Origin of the sequence: Streptomyces sp. R11 (assembly GCF_041051905.1) — a bacterium.
Classification (GTDB): domain Bacteria; phylum Actinomycetota; class Actinomycetes; order Streptomycetales; family Streptomycetaceae; genus Streptomyces.
This window is the reverse complement of record NZ_CP163432.1, coordinates 1596050-1618375: the sequence shown is the minus strand read 5'-3', so window position 1 is coordinate 1618375 and position 22326 is coordinate 1596050. Positions and strand designations below refer to the sequence as shown.

Annotated in this window: 17 protein-coding genes; 14 read left to right on the top strand and 3 right to left on the bottom strand. The window is 68.8% G+C overall.

What is annotated here, in order from left to right; genetic code table 11:
- The first annotated feature begins 121 nt into the window (after window positions 1-121).
- From secD to relA, 4 genes are all read left to right on the top strand, one after another.
- Window positions 122-1882, top strand: a complete 1761-nt coding sequence (gene secD / locus AB5J55_RS07310; protein WP_369269871.1) for a protein translocase subunit SecD — start codon at window positions 122-124, stop codon at window positions 1880-1882.
- A gap of 2 nt (window positions 1883-1884) precedes the next feature.
- On the top strand, window positions 1885-3009 hold the full coding sequence (secF, locus tag AB5J55_RS07305) for a protein translocase subunit SecF (RefSeq protein ID WP_369276120.1): 1125 nt from the start codon (window positions 1885-1887) through the stop codon (window positions 3007-3009).
- The gene (locus tag AB5J55_RS07300; protein ID WP_369269870.1) at window positions 3006-3545 is read left to right on the top strand and encodes an adenine phosphoribosyltransferase; all 540 of its coding nucleotides are present in this window, start codon (window positions 3006-3008) and stop codon (window positions 3543-3545) included. Before secF ends, AB5J55_RS07300 begins: the two co-directional genes overlap by 4 nt.
- A 363-nt stretch (window positions 3546-3908) precedes the next feature.
- Complete coding sequence (relA, locus tag AB5J55_RS07295) at window positions 3909-6443, top strand: GTP pyrophosphokinase (protein ID WP_369269869.1); 2535 nt, start codon at window positions 3909-3911, stop codon at window positions 6441-6443.
- 65 nt (window positions 6444-6508) lie between these two features.
- Here the strand turns inward: relA and AB5J55_RS07290 are convergent, their stop codons facing one another.
- Both AB5J55_RS07290 and AB5J55_RS07285 read right to left on the bottom strand, forming a co-directional pair.
- Window positions 6509-7738 (bottom strand): DUF349 domain-containing protein, encoded by a 1230-nt coding sequence (locus tag AB5J55_RS07290; RefSeq protein WP_369269868.1) that lies wholly within the window; start codon window positions 7736-7738, stop codon window positions 6509-6511.
- A gap of 135 nt (window positions 7739-7873) precedes the next feature.
- Window positions 7874-8692, bottom strand: coding sequence for a peptidylprolyl isomerase (locus AB5J55_RS07285; protein WP_369269867.1), 819 nt, complete (start codon window positions 8690-8692; stop codon window positions 7874-7876).
- A 180-nt stretch (window positions 8693-8872) separates the two neighbouring features.
- Here AB5J55_RS07285 and AB5J55_RS07280 point away from each other — a divergent pair, with 180 nt between their 5' ends.
- From AB5J55_RS07280 to rpsD, 5 genes are all read left to right on the top strand, one after another.
- Window positions 8873-9580 carry an MBL fold metallo-hydrolase gene (locus AB5J55_RS07280; RefSeq protein WP_369269866.1) on the top strand — a complete coding sequence of 236 codons (708 nt, stop codon included), beginning with the start codon at window positions 8873-8875 and terminating at the stop codon, window positions 9578-9580.
- Window positions 9581-9592: 12 nt separating this feature from the next.
- Window positions 9593-10855 (top strand): histidine--tRNA ligase, encoded by a 1263-nt coding sequence (hisS, locus tag AB5J55_RS07275; RefSeq protein WP_369269865.1) that lies wholly within the window; start codon window positions 9593-9595, stop codon window positions 10853-10855.
- Window positions 10856-11062: 207 nt separating this feature from the next.
- On the top strand, window positions 11063-11725 hold the full coding sequence (locus AB5J55_RS07270; RefSeq protein WP_369269864.1) for a vitamin K epoxide reductase family protein: 663 nt from the start codon (window positions 11063-11065) through the stop codon (window positions 11723-11725).
- Window positions 11726-11770: 45 nt separating this feature from the next.
- A complete protein-coding gene (locus tag AB5J55_RS07265; RefSeq protein WP_369269863.1) occupies window positions 11771-13126 on the top strand; it encodes a replication-associated recombination protein A in 1356 nt (451 codons plus the stop codon).
- Between the two features lie 304 nt (window positions 13127-13430).
- The gene (gene rpsD / locus AB5J55_RS07260) at window positions 13431-14045 is read left to right on the top strand and encodes a 30S ribosomal protein S4 (RefSeq protein WP_019758012.1); all 615 of its coding nucleotides are present in this window, start codon (window positions 13431-13433) and stop codon (window positions 14043-14045) included.
- A 29-nt stretch (window positions 14046-14074) separates the two neighbouring features.
- On the opposite strand, the gene AB5J55_RS07255 is transcribed toward rpsD, so the two are convergent.
- Window positions 14075-16231 carry an AAA family ATPase gene (locus AB5J55_RS07255; RefSeq protein ID WP_369269862.1) on the bottom strand — a complete coding sequence of 719 codons (2157 nt, stop codon included), beginning with the start codon at window positions 16229-16231 and terminating at the stop codon, window positions 14075-14077.
- A 164-nt stretch (window positions 16232-16395) separates the two neighbouring features.
- On the opposite strand from AB5J55_RS07255, the gene AB5J55_RS07250 reads away from it, so the two are divergent.
- The 5 genes from AB5J55_RS07250 to mltG all read left to right on the top strand — a co-directional run bounded on the left by AB5J55_RS07250 (window position 16396) and on the right by mltG (window position 22228).
- Window positions 16396-16851, top strand: coding sequence for a DUF948 domain-containing protein (locus tag AB5J55_RS07250; protein WP_328428987.1), 456 nt, complete (start codon window positions 16396-16398; stop codon window positions 16849-16851).
- Between the two features lie 8 nt (window positions 16852-16859).
- On the top strand, window positions 16860-17210 hold the full coding sequence (locus AB5J55_RS07245; protein ID WP_369269861.1) for a hypothetical protein: 351 nt from the start codon (window positions 16860-16862) through the stop codon (window positions 17208-17210).
- On the top strand, window positions 17210-19882 hold the full coding sequence (alaS, locus tag AB5J55_RS07240; protein WP_369269860.1) for an alanine--tRNA ligase: 2673 nt from the start codon (window positions 17210-17212) through the stop codon (window positions 19880-19882). Before AB5J55_RS07245 ends, alaS begins: the two co-directional genes overlap by 1 nt.
- Before the next feature lie 35 nt (window positions 19883-19917).
- Window positions 19918-20382 (top strand): Holliday junction resolvase RuvX, encoded by a 465-nt coding sequence (gene ruvX / locus AB5J55_RS07235; protein WP_369276119.1) that lies wholly within the window; start codon window positions 19918-19920, stop codon window positions 20380-20382.
- A 124-nt stretch (window positions 20383-20506) separates the two neighbouring features.
- Window positions 20507-22228: an endolytic transglycosylase MltG gene (mltG, locus tag AB5J55_RS07230; RefSeq protein ID WP_369269859.1), complete on the top strand. Its 1722-nt coding sequence runs from the start codon at window positions 20507-20509 to the stop codon at window positions 22226-22228.
- The last annotated feature ends 98 nt before the right edge of the window (window positions 22229-22326 follow it).

The window sequence follows — 22326 nt, the reverse complement described above, 5'->3', positions numbered from 1 at the left end:
GGCGCGCGGGCCACGCCTGCGCGCCCCCGGGCATGCTGAGCTCGCACGGGATCCCGACACCATGTCATGGCCGCCCGCCTGTTGATCCGGAGCGAGGCGGCCCGAGAGGGAGTACGAGAAGGTGGCAGCACCTAAGAAGGGCCGGAACGCGAGCGCCCAGAGCAAGCCAGGGCGCTCGCTGGCCCTCATCCTGATCGCCATCGTGGCGCTCACCGGAGGGATGTTCGCCTCGGGGCACACCACTCCGCGACTCGGTATCGACCTGGCCGGCGGCACGAGCATCACGCTTCGCGCGGTTGCCGAGCCCGGTCAGGAATCCGCGATCAACAAGACCAACATGGACACCGCGGTCGAGATCATGGAGCGCCGTGTCAATGGTCTTGGTGTTTCGGAGTCCGAGGTTCAGACCCAGGGCGACAAGAACATCATCGTCAACATCCCCAAGGGCACGAACTCCAAGGAAGCCCGGGCCCAGGTAGGCACCACCGCCAAGCTGTACTTCCGGCCGGTCGTTGCCACCGAGGTGTCGGGTGGCGGTGCGACCCCCACCCCCTCACCGAGCGCCTCCAGCAGCGCGTCGGGTGACTCCACCGAGAAGGCGACCTCCTCGGCCTCGCCCTCCGGGTCCACCAGCCCCTCGGCGAGCTCCACCACGCAGGGCCGCGCGGTCACCGACGCCCTGAAGGCCGACCCCACGCCGTCCACAAGCGCCTCCTCCAGCGGCTCCCCGTCCGCGAGCAGCACCCCCTCAGGCGACTCCTCGACCAGCAAGCTCGAAGCGCAGTACGCCGCCCTGGACTGCTCTAAGAAGGCGGCCCGCGCCAAGGCCGGTGACGGCGCCAAGCCCACCGACCCCACCGTCGCCTGCGGTCAGAACTCGCAGGGCCAGTGGCAGAAGTACATCCTCGGCCCCGCCGAGGTCGACGGCACGGACGTCAAGAGCGCCCAGGCCGTCTTCCAGACCACGACCGGCGCCGGCTGGACCGTGAACATGAAGTTCACGGGCGAGGGCAGCAAGAAGTTCGCCGCCACCACCGGCAAGCTGGCCAAGAACCAGTCCCCGCAGAACCAGTTCGCCATCGTGCTGGACGGTGAGGTCGTCTCCGACCCGTTCGTCCGCGAAGCCCTGACGGGCGGCAGCGCCGAGATCTCCGGCAACTTCAACCAGGACTCGGCGCAGAGCCTGGCCAACATGCTGTCGTACGGCGCCCTGCCGCTGTCCTTCCAGGAGGACAGCGTCACCACGGTGACCGCCGCGCTCGGCGGTGAGCAGCTGAAGGCCGGTCTGATCGCCGGTGCGATCGGTCTCGCCCTGGTCGTCATCTACCTGCTGGTCTACTACCGCGGCCTGTCGCTGATCGCGATCCTCTCGCTGCTGATCTCCGCGGCCCTGACCTACACGATCATGTCGCTGCTCGGCCCGACCATCGGCTTCGCGCTGAACCTGCCGGCCGTCTGCGGTGCCATCGTCGCCATCGGCATCACAGCGGACTCGTTCATCGTGTACTTCGAACGCGTCCGGGACGAGATCCGCGAGGGCCGCTCGCTGCGGCCCGCCGTCGAGCGGGCCTGGCCGCGCGCCCGGCGCACGATCCTGGTCTCCGACTTCGTGTCGTTCCTCGCCGCCGCGGTGCTCTTCATCGTCACCGTCGGCAAGGTCCAGGGCTTCGCGTTCACGCTCGGCCTGACCACCCTGCTCGACGTGGTCGTCGTGTTCCTGTTCACCAAGCCGCTGCTGACGCTCATGGCCCGCAGCAAGTTCTTCTCCAGTGGCCACAGCTGGTCCGGTCTCGACCCCAAGCGCCTGGGTGCCAAGCCGCCGCTGCGCCGTAACCGCCGTCCCGCCCACCCCGCCGGCCCTGTCGACCCGAAGGAGGCGTGAGTATGTCGAAGCTCGGCAACCTCGGCGCCCGACTGCACCGTGGCGAGGTCGGCTACGACTTCGTCGGCAACCGCAAGCTCTGGTACGGCCTCTCGATCCTGATCACCATCACGGCCATCGTCGGCCTGGCGGTGCGCGGCCTGAACATGGGCATCGAGTTCCAGGGCGGGGCCGTCTTCAACACCCCGAAGACCAGCGTCTCGGTGTCCCAGGCGCAGGAATACGCGGAAGAGGCGTCCGGCCACGACGCGATCGTCCAGAAGCTCGGCGACGGCGACGAGGCCACGCTGCGCATCCAGGTCGCGGGCATCGACACCACGCAGGCCAACAAGGTCTCGGCAGAGCTGGCGGAGAAGCTCGGGGTCGACGAGGACGACGTCACCGGCGAGCTGGTCGGTCCCAGCTGGGGTGAGCAGATCGCCAACAAGGCCTGGCAGGGCCTCGGGATCTTCCTGGTCCTTGTGGTGATCTATCTGGCGATCGCGTTCGAGTGGCGCATGGCACTCGCGGCGTTCGTCGCGCTGATCCACGACATCACGATCACGGTCGGCATCTACGCCCTCGTCGGATTCGAGGTCACACCGGGCACGGTGATCGGTCTGCTGACCATCCTCGGTTACTCGCTCTATGACACGGTCGTCGTCTTCGACAGCCTCAAGGAGCAGACGAAGGACATCACGAAACAGACCCGCTGGACCTACAGCGACATCGCGAACCGCTCGATCAACAGCACCCTGGTCCGTTCCGTGAACACCACGGTGGTCGCGCTGCTGCCGGTGGCGGGCCTGCTGTTCATCGGTGGCGGGTTCCTCGGTGCGGGCATGCTCAACGACATCTCGCTGTCGCTGTTCGTCGGTCTGGCCGCCGGTGCTTACTCCTCGATCTTCATCGCCACGCCGCTCGTCGCCGACCTAAAGGAGCGCGAGCCGCAGATGAAGGCCCTGAGGAAGCGCGTCCTCGCCAAGCGGGCACAGTCCGCCGCGCAGGGCGAGTCCCCGGACGCCGCGGCCGGCGACGAGCTGCTGGACGACGAGCCCGAGGACGCCACCCCCGCGGTGGTCGGCCCGCGCAACCAGCCCGCGTCCCGTACCCGGGGCCGTGGCCGACCCTCGGGGAAGCGGCGATGACGGACATCGAGGAGCTGCTGCTCAGCCGTATCCGCGACGTGGCGGACTACCCGGAGCCGGGCGTGATGTTCAAGGACATCACGCCGCTCCTGGCGGACCCGGCGGCGTTCACCGCGCTCACCGACGCGCTGGCGGAGATCGCCGGGAGCACCGGCGCCACGAAGATCGTCGGTCTGGAGGCCCGCGGTTTCATCCTCGGAGCTCCGGTCGCCGTCCGCGCGGGCGTCGGCTTCATCCCCGTACGCAAGGCCGGCAAGCTCCCCGGGGCGACCCTCAGCCAGGTGTACGACCTGGAGTACGGCTCCGCGGAGATCGAGGTCCACGCCGAGGACCTGGCCGCCGGTGACCGTGTCCTCGTCATCGACGACGTCCTCGCGACGGGCGGCACCGCGGAGGCCTCGGTCCAGCTGATCCGCCGGGCCGGTGCCGAGGTGGCCGGCCTGGCCGTTCTCATGGAACTCGGTTTCCTCGGCGGCCGAGCCCGCCTGGAACCGACCCTGGCCGGCGCCCCACTGGAGTCACTGCTCACGGTCTGATCCGAGGAACACCCACAGCAGTACCGGATGCCGCGCACCTGCACGACAGGGGCGCGGCATCCGGCATGCCGGGCCCGCGCGGCAGCCGCCCGCCCCCGGCCTCCCCTCTCCTGGATGGCGTGAACCCCTCGCTACCTGATGCATGAGGGTCGTGCGTGAGACCCTTGTGCCAGGCCTGCGCAACCCCCACGCCACCGTCCGGACACCGTCCTGACCGGCCCCGCGGAATCCTGCGGGAGCCCCTTGTGTTTCTCCGGTAGACGGTCCTCACATCCGGCTGCAGGCGATCCCGGGGCGCAGGATCGCTACCATGGGGTCTCCGGAGCCTGACCGGGGGACCCGGATCGCGCACGAGGAGCCCTCTTGCCAGACGAGGCCCAGCACCTGACCGCCGCCAAGCCCGAGTCCGCCTCGGCGCCCGCGGCGAAGCCCGCGCCGAACGCGTCACACGCGAAGAACGACGCGCGTGGGGCGGTCGAGCATGCCCAGTCCGCGCCCGTCGACAAGCCGGCCGAGCAGACGCGACCCAAGCCCGCCCCGCCCGAGCGCCCCGCACCGGCAGTGCGCCCGAACACCGGCCAGCCCGCTCGCACCGGCTCCTCCAACCGCGTCCGTGCCCGCCTCGCCCGCCTCGGTGTCCAGCGCTCCAACCCGTACAACCCGGTGCTGGAGCCGCTGCTGCGCATAGTGCGCAGCAACGACCCGAAGATCGAGACCGCGACGCTCCGCCAGATCGAGAAGGCCTACCAGGTCGCCGAGCGCTGGCACCGCGGCCAGAAGCGCAAGAGCGGCGACCCGTACATCACGCACCCCCTCGCCGTCACCACCATCCTCGCCGAGCTGGGTATGGATCCGGCCACCCTGATGGCGGGCCTGCTGCACGACACCGTCGAGGACACCGAGTACGGCCTCGACCAGCTCCGCCGTGACTTCGGCGACTCCGTGGCGCTGCTCGTCGACGGCGTCACCAAGCTCGACAAGGTCAAGTTCGGCGAGGCCGCGCAGGCCGAGACCGTGCGCAAGATGGTCGTGGCGATGGCCAAGGACCCCCGCGTCCTGGTCATCAAGCTCGCCGACCGCCTGCACAACATGCGCACCATGCGCTACCTCAAGCGCGAGAAGCAGGAGAAGAAGGCGCGCGAGACCCTCGAGATCTACGCGCCGCTCGCTCACCGCCTCGGCATGAACACCATCAAGTGGGAACTGGAGGACCTCGCCTTCGCGATCCTCTACCCCAAGATGTACGACGAGATCGTACGGCTGGTGGCCGAGCGGGCACCGAAGCGTGACGAGTATCTGGCCATAGTGACCGACGAGGTCCAGCAGGACCTGCGGGCCGCCCGCATCAAGGCGACCGTCACCGGCCGCCCGAAGCACTACTACAGCGTCTACCAGAAGATGATCGTCCGCGGCCGTGACTTCGCGGAGATCTACGACCTGGTGGGGATTCGTGTACTTGTCGACACGGTCCGCGACTGTTACGCCGCCCTCGGCACCGTGCACGCGCGATGGAACCCGGTCCCCGGCCGGTTCAAGGACTACATCGCGATGCCCAAGTTCAACATGTACCAGTCGCTGCACACGACGGTCATCGGCCCCAACGGCAAGCCGGTCGAACTCCAGATCCGTACGTTCGACATGCACCGCCGCGCCGAGTACGGCATCGCCGCGCACTGGAAGTACAAGCAGGAAGCCGTCGCCGGCGCCTCCAAGGTGCGCTCCGACGCGCCCAAGTCGTCCGGCAAGGGCAAGGACGACCACCTCAACGACATGGCGTGGCTGCGCCAGCTCCTGGACTGGCAGAAGGAGACCGAGGACCCGGGCGAGTTCCTGGAGTCCCTGCGCTTCGACCTGTCCCGCAATGAGGTCTTCGTCTTCACTCCGAAGGGCGACGTCATAGCGCTCCCCGCGGGCGCCACCCCGGTCGACTTCGCGTACGCGGTCCACACCGAGGTCGGCCACCGCACCATAGGAGCGCGGGTCAACGGCCGACTCGTACCGCTCGAATCCACCCTGGACAACGGCGACTTGGTGGAGGTCTTCACCTCCAAGGCACCCGGCGCGGGCCCCTCCCGCGACTGGCTCGGCTTCGTGAAGTCGCCGCGCGCCCGCAACAAGATCCGGGCCTGGTTCTCCAAGGAACGCCGCGACGAGGCGATCGAGCAGGGCAAGGACGCCATCGTCCGCGCGATGCGCAAGCAGAACCTGCCGATCCAGCGCATCCTGACCGGCGACTCGCTCGTCACGCTCGCCCACGAGATGCGCTACGCGGACATCTCCGCGCTGTACGCGGCGATCGGCGAGGGCCATGTCTCCGCACAGAACATCGTGCAGAAGCTCGTACAGGCCCTCGGCGGCGAGGAAGCCGCCACCGAGGAGATCGACGAGTCGGTTCCGCCGGCCCGTGGACGCAGCCGCAAGCGCCGCTCCAGCGCCGACCCGGGTGTGATCGTCAAGGGCGTCGAGGACGTGTGGGTCAAGCTGGCCCGCTGCTGCACGCCCGTACCCGGCGATCCGATCATCGGGTTCGTCACGCGGGGTAGCGGAGTATCGGTTCACCGCAGCGACTGCGTGAACGTGGAGTCACTGTCCCGCGAGCCCGAGCGCATCCTCGAGGTCGAGTGGGCGCCCACCCAGTCCTCGGTCTTCCTGGTCGCCATCCAGGTCGAGGCCCTGGACCGCTCCCGGCTCCTCTCGGACGTCACGCGCGTCCTGTCCGACCAGCACGTCAACATCCTCTCCGCGGCCGTCCAGACCTCCCGCGACCGCGTCGCCACGTCCCGCTTCACCTTCGAGATGGGCGACCCGAAGCACCTCGGGCACGTCCTGAAGGCGGTCAGGGGCGTCGAGGGCGTCTACGACGTGTACCGGGTGACGTCGGCGCGCAGCCGGTCGTAGACCCCCGCACAGGGAACGAAGAAGGGGCTCCCCGCGGGGAGCCCCTTCTCTGATGTCGACCGGTGTCAGCCGCCGAACTCCTGAAGACCCTTCAGAGCCTGGTCCAGCAGCGCCTGGCGGCCCTCCAGCTCACGCTCCAGCTTGTCGGCCTTGGCGTTGTTGCCCTGGGCGCGGGCCTGCTCGATCTGACCCCTCAGCTTGTCCACGGCGGCCTGGAGCTGACCGGTCAGCCCCTCGGCACGGGCGCGTGCCTCCGGGTTGGTCCGGCGCCACTCGTTCTCCTCGGCGTCCTGGATGGCCCGCTCGACGGCGTGCATCCGGCCCTCGACCTTCGGGCGGGCGTCGCGGGGCACGTGGCCGATGGCCTCCCAGCGCTCGTTGATCGAGCGGAAGGCGGCGCGTGTGCCCTTCAGGTCGCCGATCGGCAGGAGCTTCTCGGCCTCCTCGGCCAGCTCCTCCTTCAGCTTCAGGTTCTCGGCCTGCTCGGCGTCCCGCTCGGCGAAGACCGAGCTGCGGGCGGCGAAGAAGATGTCCTGGGCGCCGCGGAAGCGGTTCCACAGGTCGTCCTCGTGCTCGCGCTGGGCGCGGCCCGCGGCCTTCCACTCCGACATCAGCTCGCGGTAGCGCGCCGCCGTCGGACCCCAGTCGGTCGACCCGGACAGCGACTCGGCCTCGGCGACCAGCCGCTCCTTGGTCTTGCGGGCCTCCTCGCGCTGCGCGTCCAGCTGCGCGAAGTGCGCCTTGCGGCGCTTGGAGAACGCCGACCGGGCGTGCGAGAAGCGGTGCCACAGCTCGTCGTCCGACTTGCGGTCGAGCCGCGGCAGACCCTTCCAGGTGTCCACCAGCGCCCGCAGCCGCTCACCGGCGGCCCGCCACTGATCGGACTGCGCCAGTTCCTCGGCCTCGGTGACCAGCGCCTCCTTGGAGTGCCGGGCCTCGTCGGACTGCTTCGCCCGCTGCTGCTTGCGCTCCTCGCGGCGCTTGTCGACCGTCTCGACCAGCTTGTCCAGCCGGGTCTTCAGCGCGTCCAGATCGCCGACCGCGTGATGGGCGTCGACCTGCTCACGGATGTGGTCGATCGCGGTCTGCGCGTCCTTCGCCGACAGATCGGTGGTCTTTACCCGCTTCTCGAGGAGGCCGATCTCGACAACCAGGCCCTCGTACTTGCGCTCGAAATAGGCCAGCGCCTCTTCAGGAGTGCCTGCCTGCCAAGAGCCGACAACCTGCTCGCCGTCGGCCGTACGCACGTACACGGTCCCCGTCTCGTCGACGCGGCCCCACGGGTCGCTGCTCACAGCGCCTCCTCCACATGATGCCTGCGAGGGGCTTGTGTTCCCCCGGGCATCGTCCACAGTTTCGTCACGGCCAACATAGGCGACCGGCGGGTTGCCTGTCCGCATCCCGCGCGACCGAAATCTCGCAGTTGAGGCTCAGGATTTGCTGACCGTCGCCTTGTTGATCACGACCGTCGCGTTCGGCGCCCCGTCGCCCGCGCCAGTGCTCTCACCAGCGTCGGCAATCTTCTTGAGTACCTTCATGCCGGATTCGGAAACGGTACCGAACGGTGTGTAGGTCGGCGGAAGCTGACTGTCCTGGAAGACGAGGAAGAACTGGCTGCCGCCGGAGTTCTTCTGGCCGGTGTTCGCCATCGCCACGGTGCCCGCCGGGTAGACGTTGCCCTTGAGGCTCTTGTCCTTCAGGTTTTCGTCCGGAATCGTGTATCCGGGCCCGCCGGTGCCGGTGCCCGTCGGGTCGCCGCACTGCAGCACGTAGATGCCGTTGGTGGTGAGCCGGTGGCACTTGGAGTGGTCGAAGTAGCCCTTGCCGGCGAGGAAGTCGAACGAGTTCACGGTGTGCGGCGCGGCCGACGCCTTCAGCGCGATGTCTATGTCACCGCACGTCGTCGCGAGCTTCATCGAGTACTTCGCGGACTTGTCGACGGTCAGCTCCGGCTCCTTCTTCCAGGTCGCCGTCTTGACCTTGCCCTCGGCGGGCTTCTCGCACGGGTCCGGGGCCTTGCTGGTCGGAGTGGGGCTGACCTCCGCGCCCGCGTTCTCCTTCTTGGTGCCCTCGTCCTTGAGTACCCCGGTCGTGTACAGCGCGAGGCTGCCGATGACGACCACTCCGAGCACCGACGCGATCACCGAGTTGCGCATCCGCGCCTTGCGCCGGGCGGACGTGCGCCGCTGCTGCTGCCGCAAGAACTTCTCCCGGGCGAGCTGACGCCGCCGCTGTTCCTGGCTGACCACCGGGTTCTCTCCTCATGCGTCGTGGGTGTCGACCGGTACGCGTGCGTCCGGTGAGCCGACTGCCTGCGTGTGCCCCGTACCGTATATGGGTTCGCTGAGGAATCGGCAGCGCCGGTAGGCTCTGACGTCAGGCGGAGCCCGCCGACAAACCACCCGTGTCGACACAAACGAAGGACGATCGTGCTCATTGCCGGGTTCCCCGCCGGGGCCTGGGGGACGAACTGTTATCTCGTCGCCCCCGCCGCCGGTGAGGAGTGCGTGATCATCGACCCGGGCCACGAGGCGGCCCCCGGAGTCGAGGAAGCACTCAAGAAGCATCGGCTCAAGCCCGTCGCCGTCGTCCTCACCCACGGCCACCTCGACCATGTGGCCTCGGTCGTCCCCGTGTGCGGTGCGCACGACGTACCGGCCTGGATCCACCCCGAGGACCGGTACATGATGAGCGATCCCGAGAAGGCACTGGGCCGGTCCATCGGCATGCAGCTGATGGGCGAGCTGACCGTCGGGGAGCCGGACGACGTCAAGGAGCTGACCGACGGCGCGAAGCTGGCGCTGGCGGGGATGGAGCTCACCGTCGCGCACGCGCCGGGCCATACGAAGGGGTCGGTGACCTTCGGCCTGCCCGAGGCGGCGGACATCCCGCCGATCCTGTTCTCGGGCGACCTGCTGTTCGCCGGCTCCATCGGACGCACCGACCTGCCCGGCGGTGACATGGCCGAGATCCTCGACTCGCTGGCCCGCGTGTGCCTGCCGCTCGACGACTCGACCGTGGTGCTGTCCGGCCACGGCCCCCAGACGACCATCGGCCAGGAGCGCGCCACCAACCCCTATCTGCGGCAGGTGGCCGCCGGCCTGGGAGCCCCCGAGGCTCCCCGACGAGGAATGTGACGAGAGACTTCCGTGAGCACGTTTCAAGCACCCAAGGGCACGTACGACCTGATCCCGCCGGACTCCGCCAAGTTCCTGGCCGTCCGCGAGGCGATCGCGGCTCCCCTGCGCAACTCCGGCTACGGCTACATCGAGACGCCCGGCTTCGAGAGCGTCGAGCTGTTCGCACGCGGCGTGGGCGAGTCCACCGACATCGTGACCAAGGAGATGTACGCCTTCGAGACCAAGGGCGGCGACAAGCTCGCCCTGCGCCCCGAGGGCACGGCCTCGGTCCTGCGCGCGGCCCTGGAGGCCAACCTGCACAAGGCGGGCAACCTCCCGGTCAAGCTCTGGTACTCCGGCTCCTATTACCGCTACGAGCGCCCCCAGAAGGGCCGTTACAGGCACTTCTCCCAGGTCGGCGCCGAGGCGCTCGGTGCCGAGGACCCGGCGCTGGACGCCGAGTTGATCATCCTGGCCGACCAGGCCTACCGCTCGCTGGGCCTGAGCAACTTCCGCATCCTGCTCAACAGCCTGGGCGACCAGGAGTGCCGTCCGGTCTACCGGGCCGCGCTCCAGGACTTCCTGCGCGGCCTGGACCTGGACGAGGACACCCTGCGCCGGGCGGAGATCAACCCGCTGCGTGTCCTGGACGACAAGCGCGAGTCGGTCCAGAAGCAGCTCGGGGACGCCCCGCTGCTGCGCGACTACCTCTGCGACGCCTGCAAGGCGTACCACGAGGAGGTCCGCGAGCTGATCACGGCGGCCGGCGTCGCCTTCGAGGACGACCCGAAGCTGGTGCGCGGTCTGGACTACTACACGCGTACGACCTTCGAGTTCGTCCACGACGGTCTGGGTTCCCAGTCCGCGGTGGGCGGCGGCGGCCGCTACGACGGGCTGTCCGAGATGATCGGCGGCCCCGCGCTGCCGTCCGTCGGCTGGGCACTCGGCGTCGACCGCACGGTGCTCGCGCTGGAGGCGGAGGGCGTGGAACTCCAACTCCCGTCGTCCACCAGCGTGTTCGCGGTACCGCTCGGCGAGGAGGCCCGCCGGGTGCTGTTCTCCAAGGTCACCGAGCTGCGCAAGGTCGGCATCGCTGCGGACTTCTCGTTCGGCGGCAAGGGCCTCAAGGGCGCGATGAAGAACGCCAACCGCAGTGGCGCGCGCTACACGATCGTCGCCGGCGAGCGTGACCTCGCCGAGGGCGTCGTCCAGCTCAAGGACATGGAGTCCGGTGAGCAGGCGGCTGTCGGCGTCAACGAGATCGTGGCCGAACTGGAAGCCCGACTGGGCTGAGTTCGGAGAGGTTCGGAAAGGGCGGGCACCGCTTGGGTGCCCGCCCTTTTGCCGTGCTGAAGGCGTCCTGACGCTGTCCTGAACCGTGCGCCCCGGAACGGTCGCGCGTATTTCCTTATGCTCAGCGAACGGTGGGAAGGCGTGCGTGTACGGCACAATGTGCCCTGTCCGGAGAAACTCCAAGTCTCAAGTGACGGAATCGGCGTGATGAGCAAGACGACAGTCAAAGACGTCTCCACCGAGCCCGAGTCGGAGCGGGCCGAGGCGTCACCCGGTTCGGCGGGCAGCAGCCGTGCGTTCGCCCTGATGCTGGTGATCACCGGCGCGGCCGGCCTGCTCGCCGCGTGGGTCATCACGATCGACAAGTTCAAGATCCTCGAGGCGAAGGCCGAGGGGAAGACCTTCACGCCCGGCTGCAGCCTGAACCCGATCGTCTCCTGCGGCAGCATCATGGAGAGCAAGCAGGCGGCCGTCTTCGGGTTCCCCAACCCCATGCTCGGACTGGTCTGTTACGGCATGGTCATCTGCGTCGGTATGAGCCTGCTCACCCGCGCCCGCTTCCCGCGCTGGTACTGGCTGACTTTCAACTTCGGCACGCTCTTCGGCGTCGCCTTCTGCACCTGGCTGATGTACCAGTCGCTGTACAACATCAACGCGCTGTGCCTGTGGTGCTCGCTCGCCTGGGCCGCGACGATCACGATGTTCTGGTACGTGACCTCCTTCAACGTCCGCAACGGCTTCCTGCCCGCGCCGCGCCCGCTGAAGAACTTCCTCGCCGAGTTCACCTGGGTACTCCCGGTGACGCACTGCGGTGTCATCGTCATGCTGATCCTGACCCGCTGGGGCAGCCAGCTCTGGGCCGCCTCCTAACCCGCTCGGACGTCGATGTCAGTGCGGTGATTTAGGGTTTCCAACGTGGAGCCCGACCTGTTCACCGCCGCCGCAGAAGAACGCCAGGAAAAGGACCCAGCCGGAAGTCCCCTGGCGGTGCGCATGCGCCCGCGCACCCTGGACGAGGTCGTGGGCCAGCAGCACCTGCTCAAACCGGGCTCGCCCCTGCGCAGACTCGTCGGCGAGTCCGGTGGCGGGCCCGCCGGACCGTCCTCGGTTATCCTCTGGGGCCCGCCCGGCACCGGCAAGACGACCCTGGCGTACGTGGTCTCCAAGGCCACCAACAAGCGCTTCGTCGAGCTCTCCGCCATCACCGCCGGGGTGAAGGAGGTCCGCGCGGTCATCGAGGGCGCACGGCGTGCCACCGGCGGCTTCGGCAAGGAGACCGTTCTCTTCCTCGACGAGATCCACCGCTTCAGCAAGGCCCAGCAGGACTCCCTCCTCCCGGCCGTCGAGAACCGCTGGGTGACCCTGATCGCGGCGACCACCGAGAACCCGTACTTCTCGATCATCTCCCCGCTGCTGTCCCGCTCCCTCCTGCTCACCCTCGAACCCCTCACCGACGACGACGTCAGGGGCCTGCTGAAGCGGGCACTGAGCGACGAACGGGGACTGAGCGACGCCGTCGGGCTCCCGGAGGACACCGAGGACCACCTGCTGCGCATCGCCGGCGGTGACGCCCGCCGCGCCCTGACCGCCCTCGAGGCGGCAGCCGGGGCGGCTCTCGACAAGGGCGAGTCGCAGATCGGCCTCCAGACGCTGGAGGAGACGGTCGACCGGGCGGCGGTGAAGTACGACCGTGACGGTGACCAGCACTACGACGTGGCCAGCGCCCTCATCAAGTCCATCCGCGGCTCCGACGTCGACGCCGCCCTGCACTACCTGGCCCGGATGATCGAGGCCGGCGAGGATCCCCGTTTCATCGCCCGCCGCCTGATGATCTCCGCCAGCGAGGACATCGGCCTGGCCGACCCGAACGCCCTGCCGATCGCGGTCGCCGCCGCCCAGGCCGTCGCCATGATCGGCTTCCCCGAGGCCGCCCTCACCCTCAGCCACGCCACCATCGCCCTGGCCCTCGCGCCCAAGTCCAACGCCGCGACCACCGCGATCGGCGCCGCCATGGACGACGTACGCAAGGGCATGGCGGGTCCGGTGCCGCCCCACCTGCGAGACGGGCACTACAAGGGCGCCGCCAAGCTCGGACATGCGCAGGGGTACGTCTATCCGCACGATCTCTCCGAGGGCATCGCCGAGCAGCAGTACGCCCCGGACGCCCTCAAGGACCGCGAGTACTACACCCCGACCCGGCACGGCGCCGAGGCACGGTACGCGGACGCGGTGGAGTGGACCAGGAAACACCTCGGTCGGAAGCGGTCCTGAGCACCCTGTAGAATTCGTCGGAGTGCTGTGTCCCGTGCAGTCAGAACGGGACGGTCAGCCGGAGCCCGGTCCTCCTCGGAAGGCCGGCTCCAGGAGCGTCGCGCACCGTCGATTAGGTGTCGCGGGCAGCCCACCACCACTCGTCGCACGACGAGAACGGTCGGTGGGCCACTCGCGTGCTGCACGTATGTGCCCAGACCAGGGGAGCGGCTGCCCGGCAGGTCCTCGGACCTGAAGGGTTTCCCCGGCTGCGGATGCGACCTCCCTCAACCCTGACAAGCCGAGAACAAGGAAATGAGAAGCAGTGGCGAATCAGTCCCGCCCCAAGGTCAAGAAGTCGCGTGCCCTCGGCATTGCGCTGACCCCGAAGGCCGTCAAGTACTTCGAGGCCCGTCCCTACCCGCCGGGTGAGCACGGCCGTGGCCGCAAGCAGAACTCGGACTACAAGGTCCGTCTGCTGGAGAAGCAGCGTCTGCGTGCGCAGTACGACGTGTCCGAGCGCCAGCTCGTCCGCGCCTACGAGCGTGCCTCCAAGGTTCAGGGCAAGACCGGTGAGGCCCTGATCATCGAGCTCGAGCGTCGTCTGGACGCCCTGGTGCTGCGTTCGGGCATCGCCCGCACCATCTACCAGGCCCGTCAGATGGTCGTTCACGGCCACATCGAGGTCAACGGCCAGAAGGTCGACAAGCCGTCCTTCCGCGTCAAGCCCGACGACGTCGTGATGGTCCGTGAGCGCAGCCGTGAGAAGACCCTCTTCTCGATCGCCCGCGAGGGTGGCTTCGCCCCCGACGGTGAGACCCCGCGCTACCTCCAGGTGAACCTCAAGGCCCTGGCGTTCCGCCTGGACCGTGAGCCGAACCGCAAGGAGATCCCGGTGATCTGCGACGAGCAGCTCGTCGTCGAGTACTACGCCCGTTGATCCTTCAGCGGTCGTAGGACTTCTGCGCCTCAGCCCGTCGTCTCCCCGCCCTTGCGGGTGGGGGAGGCGGCGGGCTTTCGCATGGTCACGGTCGCCGTGACATGCCGTACCGGACCTCGCGGCGACGGAACGGCGTCCGACGGCAGCCGCCCCAGTGCCCGGCGCAGGACCTCCTCCCGGCCGAGCGCCGCCCCCTGCCGTACGCACTCCTCGTACCGCCCGTCGCCGAGCCGTTCCCGAGCCGCCGTCTCGCACAGCTCGTGCGGCGCGTTGAAGCACGCCGAGCCGAACAGCGGCAGCCCCACCGACGGCCACATCCCCGTCGCGGCGCCCTGCAGCACCGCGGCCTCCACGGGATCGCCCTCCGCGTCGGTGACCAGGGCCAGCAGCTCCACCGCCAGCACCGAGCCGAGCAGGTCGTGGAAGGAGTGGGCGCTGCCGAGGCAGTCCGTCAGCAGCGTGCGGGCGCCGGTCAGGTCGCTGTCGGCCCAGGCGGCGTACGCCAGGACGTACAGCGCGTAGGAGCGCGCCCAGCGCTCGCCGTGGTCCTCGCACACCCGGCGGACGTCCTCGCACAGCCGCACCGCGTCCGGCAGGTCGCCCTGGAACGCCCGCGTCATCGCCAGCTCCACCTGACCCATCAGCACATTGCTGTTGAGCTCGCCGATCTCCTGATAGCGGCGGAGGGCCGAGCGCAGCAGCGTTTCGGCACGCTCCATGTCGTCCGAGAGCAGGGCCAGACAGCCGGTGCGGTGCTCGGCGTACGCCAACGCCGTGGGGTCGGCGGCACGTTCCGCCGCCTCACGGCACTCCGACAGCACCCCCAGGGCGGGCACCGTGTCACCCTGCAGGATCGCCACATAGCCGAGCACCCACAGGGCCTTCAGCCGGGACTGCTCATGTCCGGAGTCCAGCGCCATGGCCTGCTCCAGCCAGTGCCGCCCCTCCGACAGCCGGCCGCAGCCGACCCAGTAGAACCACAGGGAGCCCGCGAGGTACTGGCCCAGATGCGCGTCGTCCGGCTCGCTCAGGCAGTGGTCCAGGGCGCGCCGCAGATTCGGCAGCTCCGCCTCGACCCGCGCCGCCACCTCGTCCTGCCGAGGTGAGAACCACTCCAGCTCGCACCAGGTCGTCAGCCCCAGATACCAGTCGCGGTGCCGCCGCCGCAGCCTGACCGCGTCCCCGGTCGCCGCCAGCCAGTCGGCGCCGTACGCCCGGATCGTGTCCAGCATGCGGTAGCGCACCCCGGCCGGGGTCTCCTCGCGCGTGACCACGGACTGCGCGAGCAGCTGGGAGAGCACCTCGAGGATGTCGTCGGAGTGCAGGCCCTGGCCGCCGCACACGTACTCGACGGCCTCCAGGTCGAACCGGCCCGCGAACACCGACAGCCGCGCCCACAGCAACCGTTCCTCGGGCGTGCACAGTTCATGGCTCCAGCCGACCGCCGTACGCAGCGTCCGATGGCGCGGCAACCCGTCCCGCCCGCCGCCGGTCAGCAGCCGGAAGCGGTCGTCGAGCCGCTCCAGCACCTGCTTCGGGGACAGCATCCGCAGCCGTCCGGCGGCCAGCTCGATCGCCAGCGGGATCCCGTCCAGGCGACGGCACACCTCCCGTACGTCCGCGTCGTCCCGTACGACCACTCCCGGCTGTGCCGCCCGGTCCACGAGCAGTTCCACCGCCTCGTCCTCGCCCAGCGGCGCCAGCGGAAACAGCAGCTCACCCGTCACGCCCAGCGGCCTGCGTCCCACGGCGAGCACCCGCAGGTCCGGCAGCCGGCGCAGCAGCCCGCTCACCAGCTCCGCACAGGCGTCCACGAGGTGCTCGAACCCGTCCAGGATCAGCAGGAGTTCACGGTCGGCCAGATGCGCCAGCAGCATCTCGTGGGGCAGGCGGGTCGTGTGGTCCGTCAGCTCCAGCGCCTCCGCGACCGCATAGTCGACGAACTCCGGGTCGCGCACCGACGCCAGGTCCACATGCCACACACCGTCGCGGGGCGTGCACCGCGAGGCCGCGCGCGCCGCCAGCCGTGACTTGCCGACGCCGCCCGCCCCCGTCACCGTCACCAGCCGAGCGGTGCCGAGCGCCTCGGCCAGCCCGGCGAGTTCGGCCGAACGGCCCACGAACGTGCTGAGGTCCAGGGGCGGACCGACGGGCTCGGGGGAGTGGGTGCGCTGTTGATCCCGCATGGGATACGGAGCGTACTGAAGCGTGTTCGGTCCGTACAATCGCCTCTCGCGACTCGGCTCCGCGCGGGGCGGTAATCCGGTGTGGAGCGGCATCCCCGGCGCGATAGGCTCGGTGCACGACTTTTTCGATGTAGACCGATGTAGAGGCACGTTTCAGGGAGCGGGTGCACACAGTGTCCGGTGGAGAGGTGGCCGGGATCCTGGTGGCCGTCTTCTGGGCGATCCTGGTCTCCTTCCTCGCCGTTGCACTGGTGAGGCTGGCCCAGACGCTCAAGGCGACCACCAAGCTCGTCGCGGACGTGACCGACCAGGCCGTCCCGCTCCTGGCAGAGGCCTCCACGGCGGTGCGCTCGGCGCAGACCCAGATCGACCGGGTCGACGCGATCGCCACCGACGTCCAGGAGGTCACGTCGAACGCCTCGGCACTGTCGACCACCGTCGCCTCCACCTTCGGCGGCCCCCTGGTCAAGGTCGCGGCCTTCGGCTACGGCGTCCGCCGGGCCCTCGGCGGCCGCAAGGACGACGCGCCGGCCAAGGCGCCCCGCCGCACCGTCATCGTGGGCCGCACGGTTCCGGCCTCGCGACGGGACAAGCGAAACCTCCGCGGAAAGAGGGACTGAGACCCAGCATGTTCCGCCGTACGTTCTGGTTCACCACGGGCGTCGCCGCCGGTGTGTGGGCCACCACCAAGGTCAATCGGAAGCTGAAGCAGCTGACCCCCGAGAGCCTCGCCGCGTCCGCGGCGAACAAGGCGATCGAGGCCGGTCACCGGCTCAAGGACCGCGCGGTGGGCTTCGCCCTCGACGTCCGCGACAACATGGCCCAGCGGGAGGAGGAACTGGGCGACGCGCTGGGCATCAACGCCCCCGTCGACCAAGACCTCCCCGCCCCTCGGCGGTACGCCGCCATCGAGAACCGCAATGACCCGAAGTACGTCGACAGGACGACGTACTCGTACAACCGAAACGAGGACCACTGATGGAGTCGGCCGAGATTCGCCGCCGCTGGCTGAGCTTCTTCGAGGAGCGCGGGCACACCGTCGTCCCTTCGGCGTCGCTCATCGCGGACGACCCGACTCTGCTCCTCGTCCCGGCCGGCATGGTGCCCTTCAAGCCCTACTTCCTGGGTGAGGTCAAGCCGCCCTACGCCCGCGCCACCAGCGTCCAGAAGTGCGTGCGCACGCCGGACATCGAAGAGGTCGGCAAGACCACCCGGCACGGCACGTTCTTCCAGATGTGCGGCAACTTCTCCTTCGGTGACTACTTCAAGGAAGGCGCCATCAAGTACGCCTGGGAGCTGCTCACCAGCCCCCAGGACAAGGGTGGTTACGGCCTGGAGCCGGAGAAGCTCTGGATCACCGTCTACAAGGACGACGACGAGGCCGAGCGCATCTGGCACGACGTCGTCGGCGTGCCGAAGGAGCGCATCCAGCGCCTCGGCATGAAGGACAACTACTGGTCGATGGGCGTCCCCGGACCCTGCGGCCCCTGTTCCGAGATCAACTACGACCGCGGCCCCGAGTTCGGCGCCGAGGGCGGCCCCGCCGTCAACGACGAGCGGTACGTGGAGATCTGGAACCTCGTCTTCATGCAGTACGAGCGCGGCGAGGGCATCGGCAAGGACAACTTCGAGATCCTCGGCGACCTCCCGAGCCAGAACATCGACACGGGCCTCGGCCTCGAGCGACTCGCCATGATTCTGCAGGGCGTGCAGAACATGTACGAGATCGACACCTCCATGGCCGTCATCAAGAAGGCCACCGAGCTGACGGGTGTGGCCTACGGCGACGCCCATGGCTCGGACGTCTCCCTGCGCGTGGTCACCGACCACATGCGCACGTCCGTGATGCTCATCGGCGACGGCGTGACCCCCGGCAACGAGGGCCGCGGTTACGTCCTGCGCCGCATCATGCGCCGCGCCATCCGCAACATGCGGCTGCTCGGCGCCACCGGCCCGGTCGTCAAGGACCTGATCGACACGGTCATCGAGATGATGGGCCAGCAGTACCCCGAGCTGGTCACCGACCGCGAGCGCATCGAGAAGGTCGCCCTCGCCGAGGAGAACGCCTTCCTCAAGACGCTGAAGGCCGGCACCAACATCCTCGACACGGCCGTCACCGACACCAAGGCCTCCGGCTCCACGGTCCTGCCCGGCGACAAGGCCTTCCTGCTCCACGACACCTGGGGCTTCCCGATCGACCTCACCCTGGAGATGGCCGCCGAGCAGGGGCTGTCCGTGGACGAGGACGGCTTCCGCCGCCTGATGAAGGAGCAGCGGGAGCGCGCCAAGGCCGACGCCCAGTCCAAGAAGACCGGTCACGCCGGCGCCGGTGCCTACCGTGAGATCGCCGACAAGACCGGCGAGACCGAGTTCATCGGCTACGGCGACACCGAGGGCGAGTCCACCATCGTCGGCATCCTCGTCGACGGGGCCTCGTCCCCGGCCGCCACCGAGGGCGACGAGGTCGAGATCGTCCTCGACCGCACCCCGTTCTACGCCGAGGGCGGCGGCCAGATCGGCGACACCGGCCGGATCAAGGTCGACTCCGGTGCCGTCATCGAGATCCGCGACTGCCAGAAGCCGGTCCCGGGTGTCTACGTCCACAAGGGCGTCGTGCAGGTCGGCGAGGTGACGGTCGGTGCCAAGGCCCACGCCTCCATCGACGGCCGCCGCCGCAAGGCCATCGCCCGCGCCCACTCGGCCACGCACCTCACCCACCAGGCCCTGCGTGACGCTCTCGGCCCGACGGCCGCCCAGGCCGGCTCCGAGAACCAGCCGGGTCGCTTCCGCTTCGACTTCGGTTCCCCGTCCGCCGTGCCGACGGCCGTGATGACCGACGTCGAGCAGAAGATCAACGAGGTCCTCGCCCGCGACCTCGACGTGCACGCCGAGGTCATGGGCATCGACGACGCCAAGAAGCAGGGCGCCATCGCCGAGTTCGGCGAGAAGTACGGCGAGCGCGTCCGCGTCGTGACCATCGGCGACTTCTCCAAGGAGCTGTGCGGCGGCACGCACGTGCACAACACCGCCCAGCTGGGTCTGGTGAAGCTGCTCGGCGAGTCGTCGATCGGCTCCGGTGTGCGCCGTATCGAGGCCCTCGTCGGCGTGGACGCCTACAACTTCCTCGCCCGTGAGCACACGGTCGTCGCCCAGCTCCAGGAGCTGATCAAGGGCCGCCCGGAGGAGCTCCCGGAGAAGGTCTCCGCCATGCTCGGCAAGCTGAAGGACGCCGAGAAGGAGATCGAGAAGTTCCGCGCCGAGAAGGTCCTGCAGGCCGCCGCCGGTCTCGTCGAGTCCGCCAAGGACGTCCGTGGCATCGCCGTCGTCACCGGTCAGGTCCCGGACGGCACCACGGCCGACGACCTGCGCAAGCTGGTCCTCGACGTGCGCGGCCGGATCCAGGGCGGACGTGCCGCCGTGGTCGCCCTGTTCACCGTCAACAACGGCAAGCCGCTCACGGTCATCGCCACCAACGAGGCCGCCCGCGAGCGCGGCCTCAAGGCCGGCGACCTGGTCCGTACGGCCGCCAAGACCCTCGGTGGCGGAGGCGGTGGCAAGCCGGACGTCGCCCAGGGCGGCGGCCAGAACCCGGCCGCCGTCGGCGAGGCCGTCGACGCCGTCGAGCGGCTCGTGGCGGAAACGGCCAAGTGAGCGCCGACACACAGTCGAGCGGTGACGGCCGCGGCATGCGCCGCGGCCGTCGCCTGGCCATCGACGTCGGGGACGCCCGCATCGGCGTCGCCTCCTGTGACCCCGACGGGATCCTCGCCACCCCGGTGGAGACGGTCCCGGGCCGGGACATCCCGGCAGCTCACCGGCGCCTGAAGCAACTCGTCGACGAGTACGAGCCGATCGAGGTCGTCGTCGGTCTCCCACGCTCCCTCAAGGGAGGCGAGGGCCCGGCCGCAGTCAAGGTCAGGGGCTTCACGCAGGAACTGGCACGCATGATCGCGCCCGTACCGGTCAGGCTGGTGGATGAGCGGATGACGACCGTGACTGCCAGTCAGGGACTGCGTGCCTCTGGCGTGAAGTCCAAGAAGGGCCGGTCGGTGATCGATCAGGCGGCCGCTGTGATCATCCTCCAGCAGGCGCTCGAATCCGAACGGGTGTCAGGTAAAGCACCGGGGGAGAGCGTCGAAGTGGTTATCTGATCGCGATACGGTAACGTTCCGCGCGATGCGACGGTGTTCGAACAGCCGGCGCACAAAGAGAGGCGGGACGGGATCCGGATCGTCAGCAGCCGCGTGACCGCCGCCTCGCGGCTCTAGGGGATCGATGACTGAGTATGGCCGGGGCCAAGGCTCCGAACCGTGGCATCCGGAGGACCCGTTGTACGGGGACGGCGGATGGGAAGGGCAGCAGCAGGCCCATGCGGGCCAGCAGGCTGCCTACGGCGGCCAGCCGCAGCACTATCCGGAGCAGCAGCCGCAGCAGCCGCAGCACTACGGCGACTGGGGCACCGGCCAGCAGGCCGCATACGGTCAGGCGCAGCAGTACGGGCAGCAGGGACAGCAGTACCCGCAGCAGGGGCAGCAGTACCCCCAGCAGTACGACCAGCAGCAGTACCCGGGTCACGGGCAGCAGGCCTACGACAACAACGGCTGGGCCACCGGCTCCCACCCGCAGGTCCAGTACCCCGACCCGGCGGACCCCTACGGGCAGCAGACCGCGGCGTACGGCGGCGACCAGCACGACTACTACGGCTCACCCGACGCGTACCCGCCGCCGGAGCCGCCGAGCCGTCGGCAGGCCGAACCGGAGCCGCCTCAGACCGACTGGGACCCAGGTCCTGACCAGGGTGAACACGCCTTCTTCGCGGGTGGCGACGACAAGGACGACGACGACTTCGACGAGGAGTCGGGCGGCGGCCGGGGGCGCGGTGACCGCCGGGGCGGGCGCGGCGGCGGGAAGCCCAAGAAGCGCCGCAGCGGCATGGCCTGTCTGGTGGTCGTGCTGGTCTTCGGCGCGGGTGTGGCCGGAGTCGGATATTTCGGTTATCAGTTTTACCAGGATCGTTTCGGCGATGCGCCGGACTTCGCGGGTGATGGCAACGGGGAGCAAGTCAGCGTCGTCATCCCCAAGGGTGCGGGCGGCTATGTCATCGGGCAGAAGCTGAAAACGGCTGGCGTAATCCAGAGCGTTGACGCTTTCGTCGCCGCGCAGAGCTCGAACCCCGACGGCAAATCGATTCAGGATGGTGTCTACACGCTGGAGAAGCAGATGTCGGCCGCGAGTGCTGTCGAACTGATGCTTAGCCCGAAGAGCCGTGACAACCTGATCATCGCCGAGGGCTCACGGAATACGGCGGTCTATGCGCTGATCGACAAGCGCCTTGGGGTGGACGAGGGCACCACGGCGAGCGTTGCGAAGAAGAAGTACCGGGACCTCGGCCTTCCCGACTGGGCGCTGAACCATCCCGATCTGAAGGACCCGCTGGAAGGATTCCTCTACCCTTCCAGCTATGCGGCAAGTGAGGGTCAGAAACCCGAGACCATTCTCAAGGAAATGGTTGCGCGCGCAACGGACAAGTACGAAGAGCTGGGTCTGGAAAAGAAGGCCAAGGGCCTTGGTCTGGACGGACCGTGGCAGTTGCTCACCGTGGCGAGCCTGGCGCAGGCCGAAGGCACGAGCCACGACGACTTCCGCAAGATGGCCGAGGTCGTTTACAACCGCCTCAAGTCGGGGAACCGCGAGACTTATGGCTCCCTGGAATTCGACTCCACGTACAACTACGTGAAAAACCAGAGCAAGATTGACCTGAGCATCGCCGAGTTGCGGCAATACGACAACCCGTACAACACCTACTTCGTCAAGGGGCTTCCGCCCGGCCCCATCGACAACCCCGGAGAAGAGGCGCTCAGGGGTGCGCTCAACCCGACTGACGATGGCTGGTACTACTTCATCTCGTTGGACGGCAAGACCAGCAAGTTCACGAAGACGCTCGCGGAACACGAGAAACTTGTTGACGAGTGGAATGCGTCAAGGAATAAGGGGTAACGGCAGCCGCGAAAGGGGTGGCCTGCTCATAGTAGTGTTGGGTCGCCGAGGAGGTGCGGCTTTAGGGCGGTGGTCAGTTGGGGTCAGAAGGAGGGTGC

Bases quoted from the DNA above. Each gene is read 5' to 3' on its own strand.
- secF (WP_369276120.1), top strand. From the start codon at position 1,885: ATGTCGAAGCTCGGCAACCTCGGCGCCCGACTGCACCGTGGCGAGGTC.
- AB5J55_RS07300 (WP_369269870.1), top strand. From the start codon at position 3,006: ATGACGGACATCGAGGAGCTGCTGCTCAGCCGTATCCGCGACGTGGCG.
- AB5J55_RS07270 (WP_369269864.1), top strand. From the start codon at position 11,063: ATGAGCAAGACGACAGTCAAAGACGTCTCCACCGAGCCCGAGTCGGAG.
- AB5J55_RS07255 (WP_369269862.1), bottom strand. From the start codon at position 16,231: ATGCGGGATCAACAGCGCACCCACTCCCCCGAGCCCGTCGGTCCGCCC.
- AB5J55_RS07245 (WP_369269861.1), top strand. From the start codon at position 16,860: ATGTTCCGCCGTACGTTCTGGTTCACCACGGGCGTCGCCGCCGGTGTG.
- alaS (WP_369269860.1), top strand. From the start codon at position 17,210: ATGGAGTCGGCCGAGATTCGCCGCCGCTGGCTGAGCTTCTTCGAGGAG.
- ruvX (WP_369276119.1), top strand. From the start codon at position 19,918: ATGCGCCGCGGCCGTCGCCTGGCCATCGACGTCGGGGACGCCCGCATC.
- mltG (WP_369269859.1), top strand. From the start codon at position 20,507: ATGACTGAGTATGGCCGGGGCCAAGGCTCCGAACCGTGGCATCCGGAG.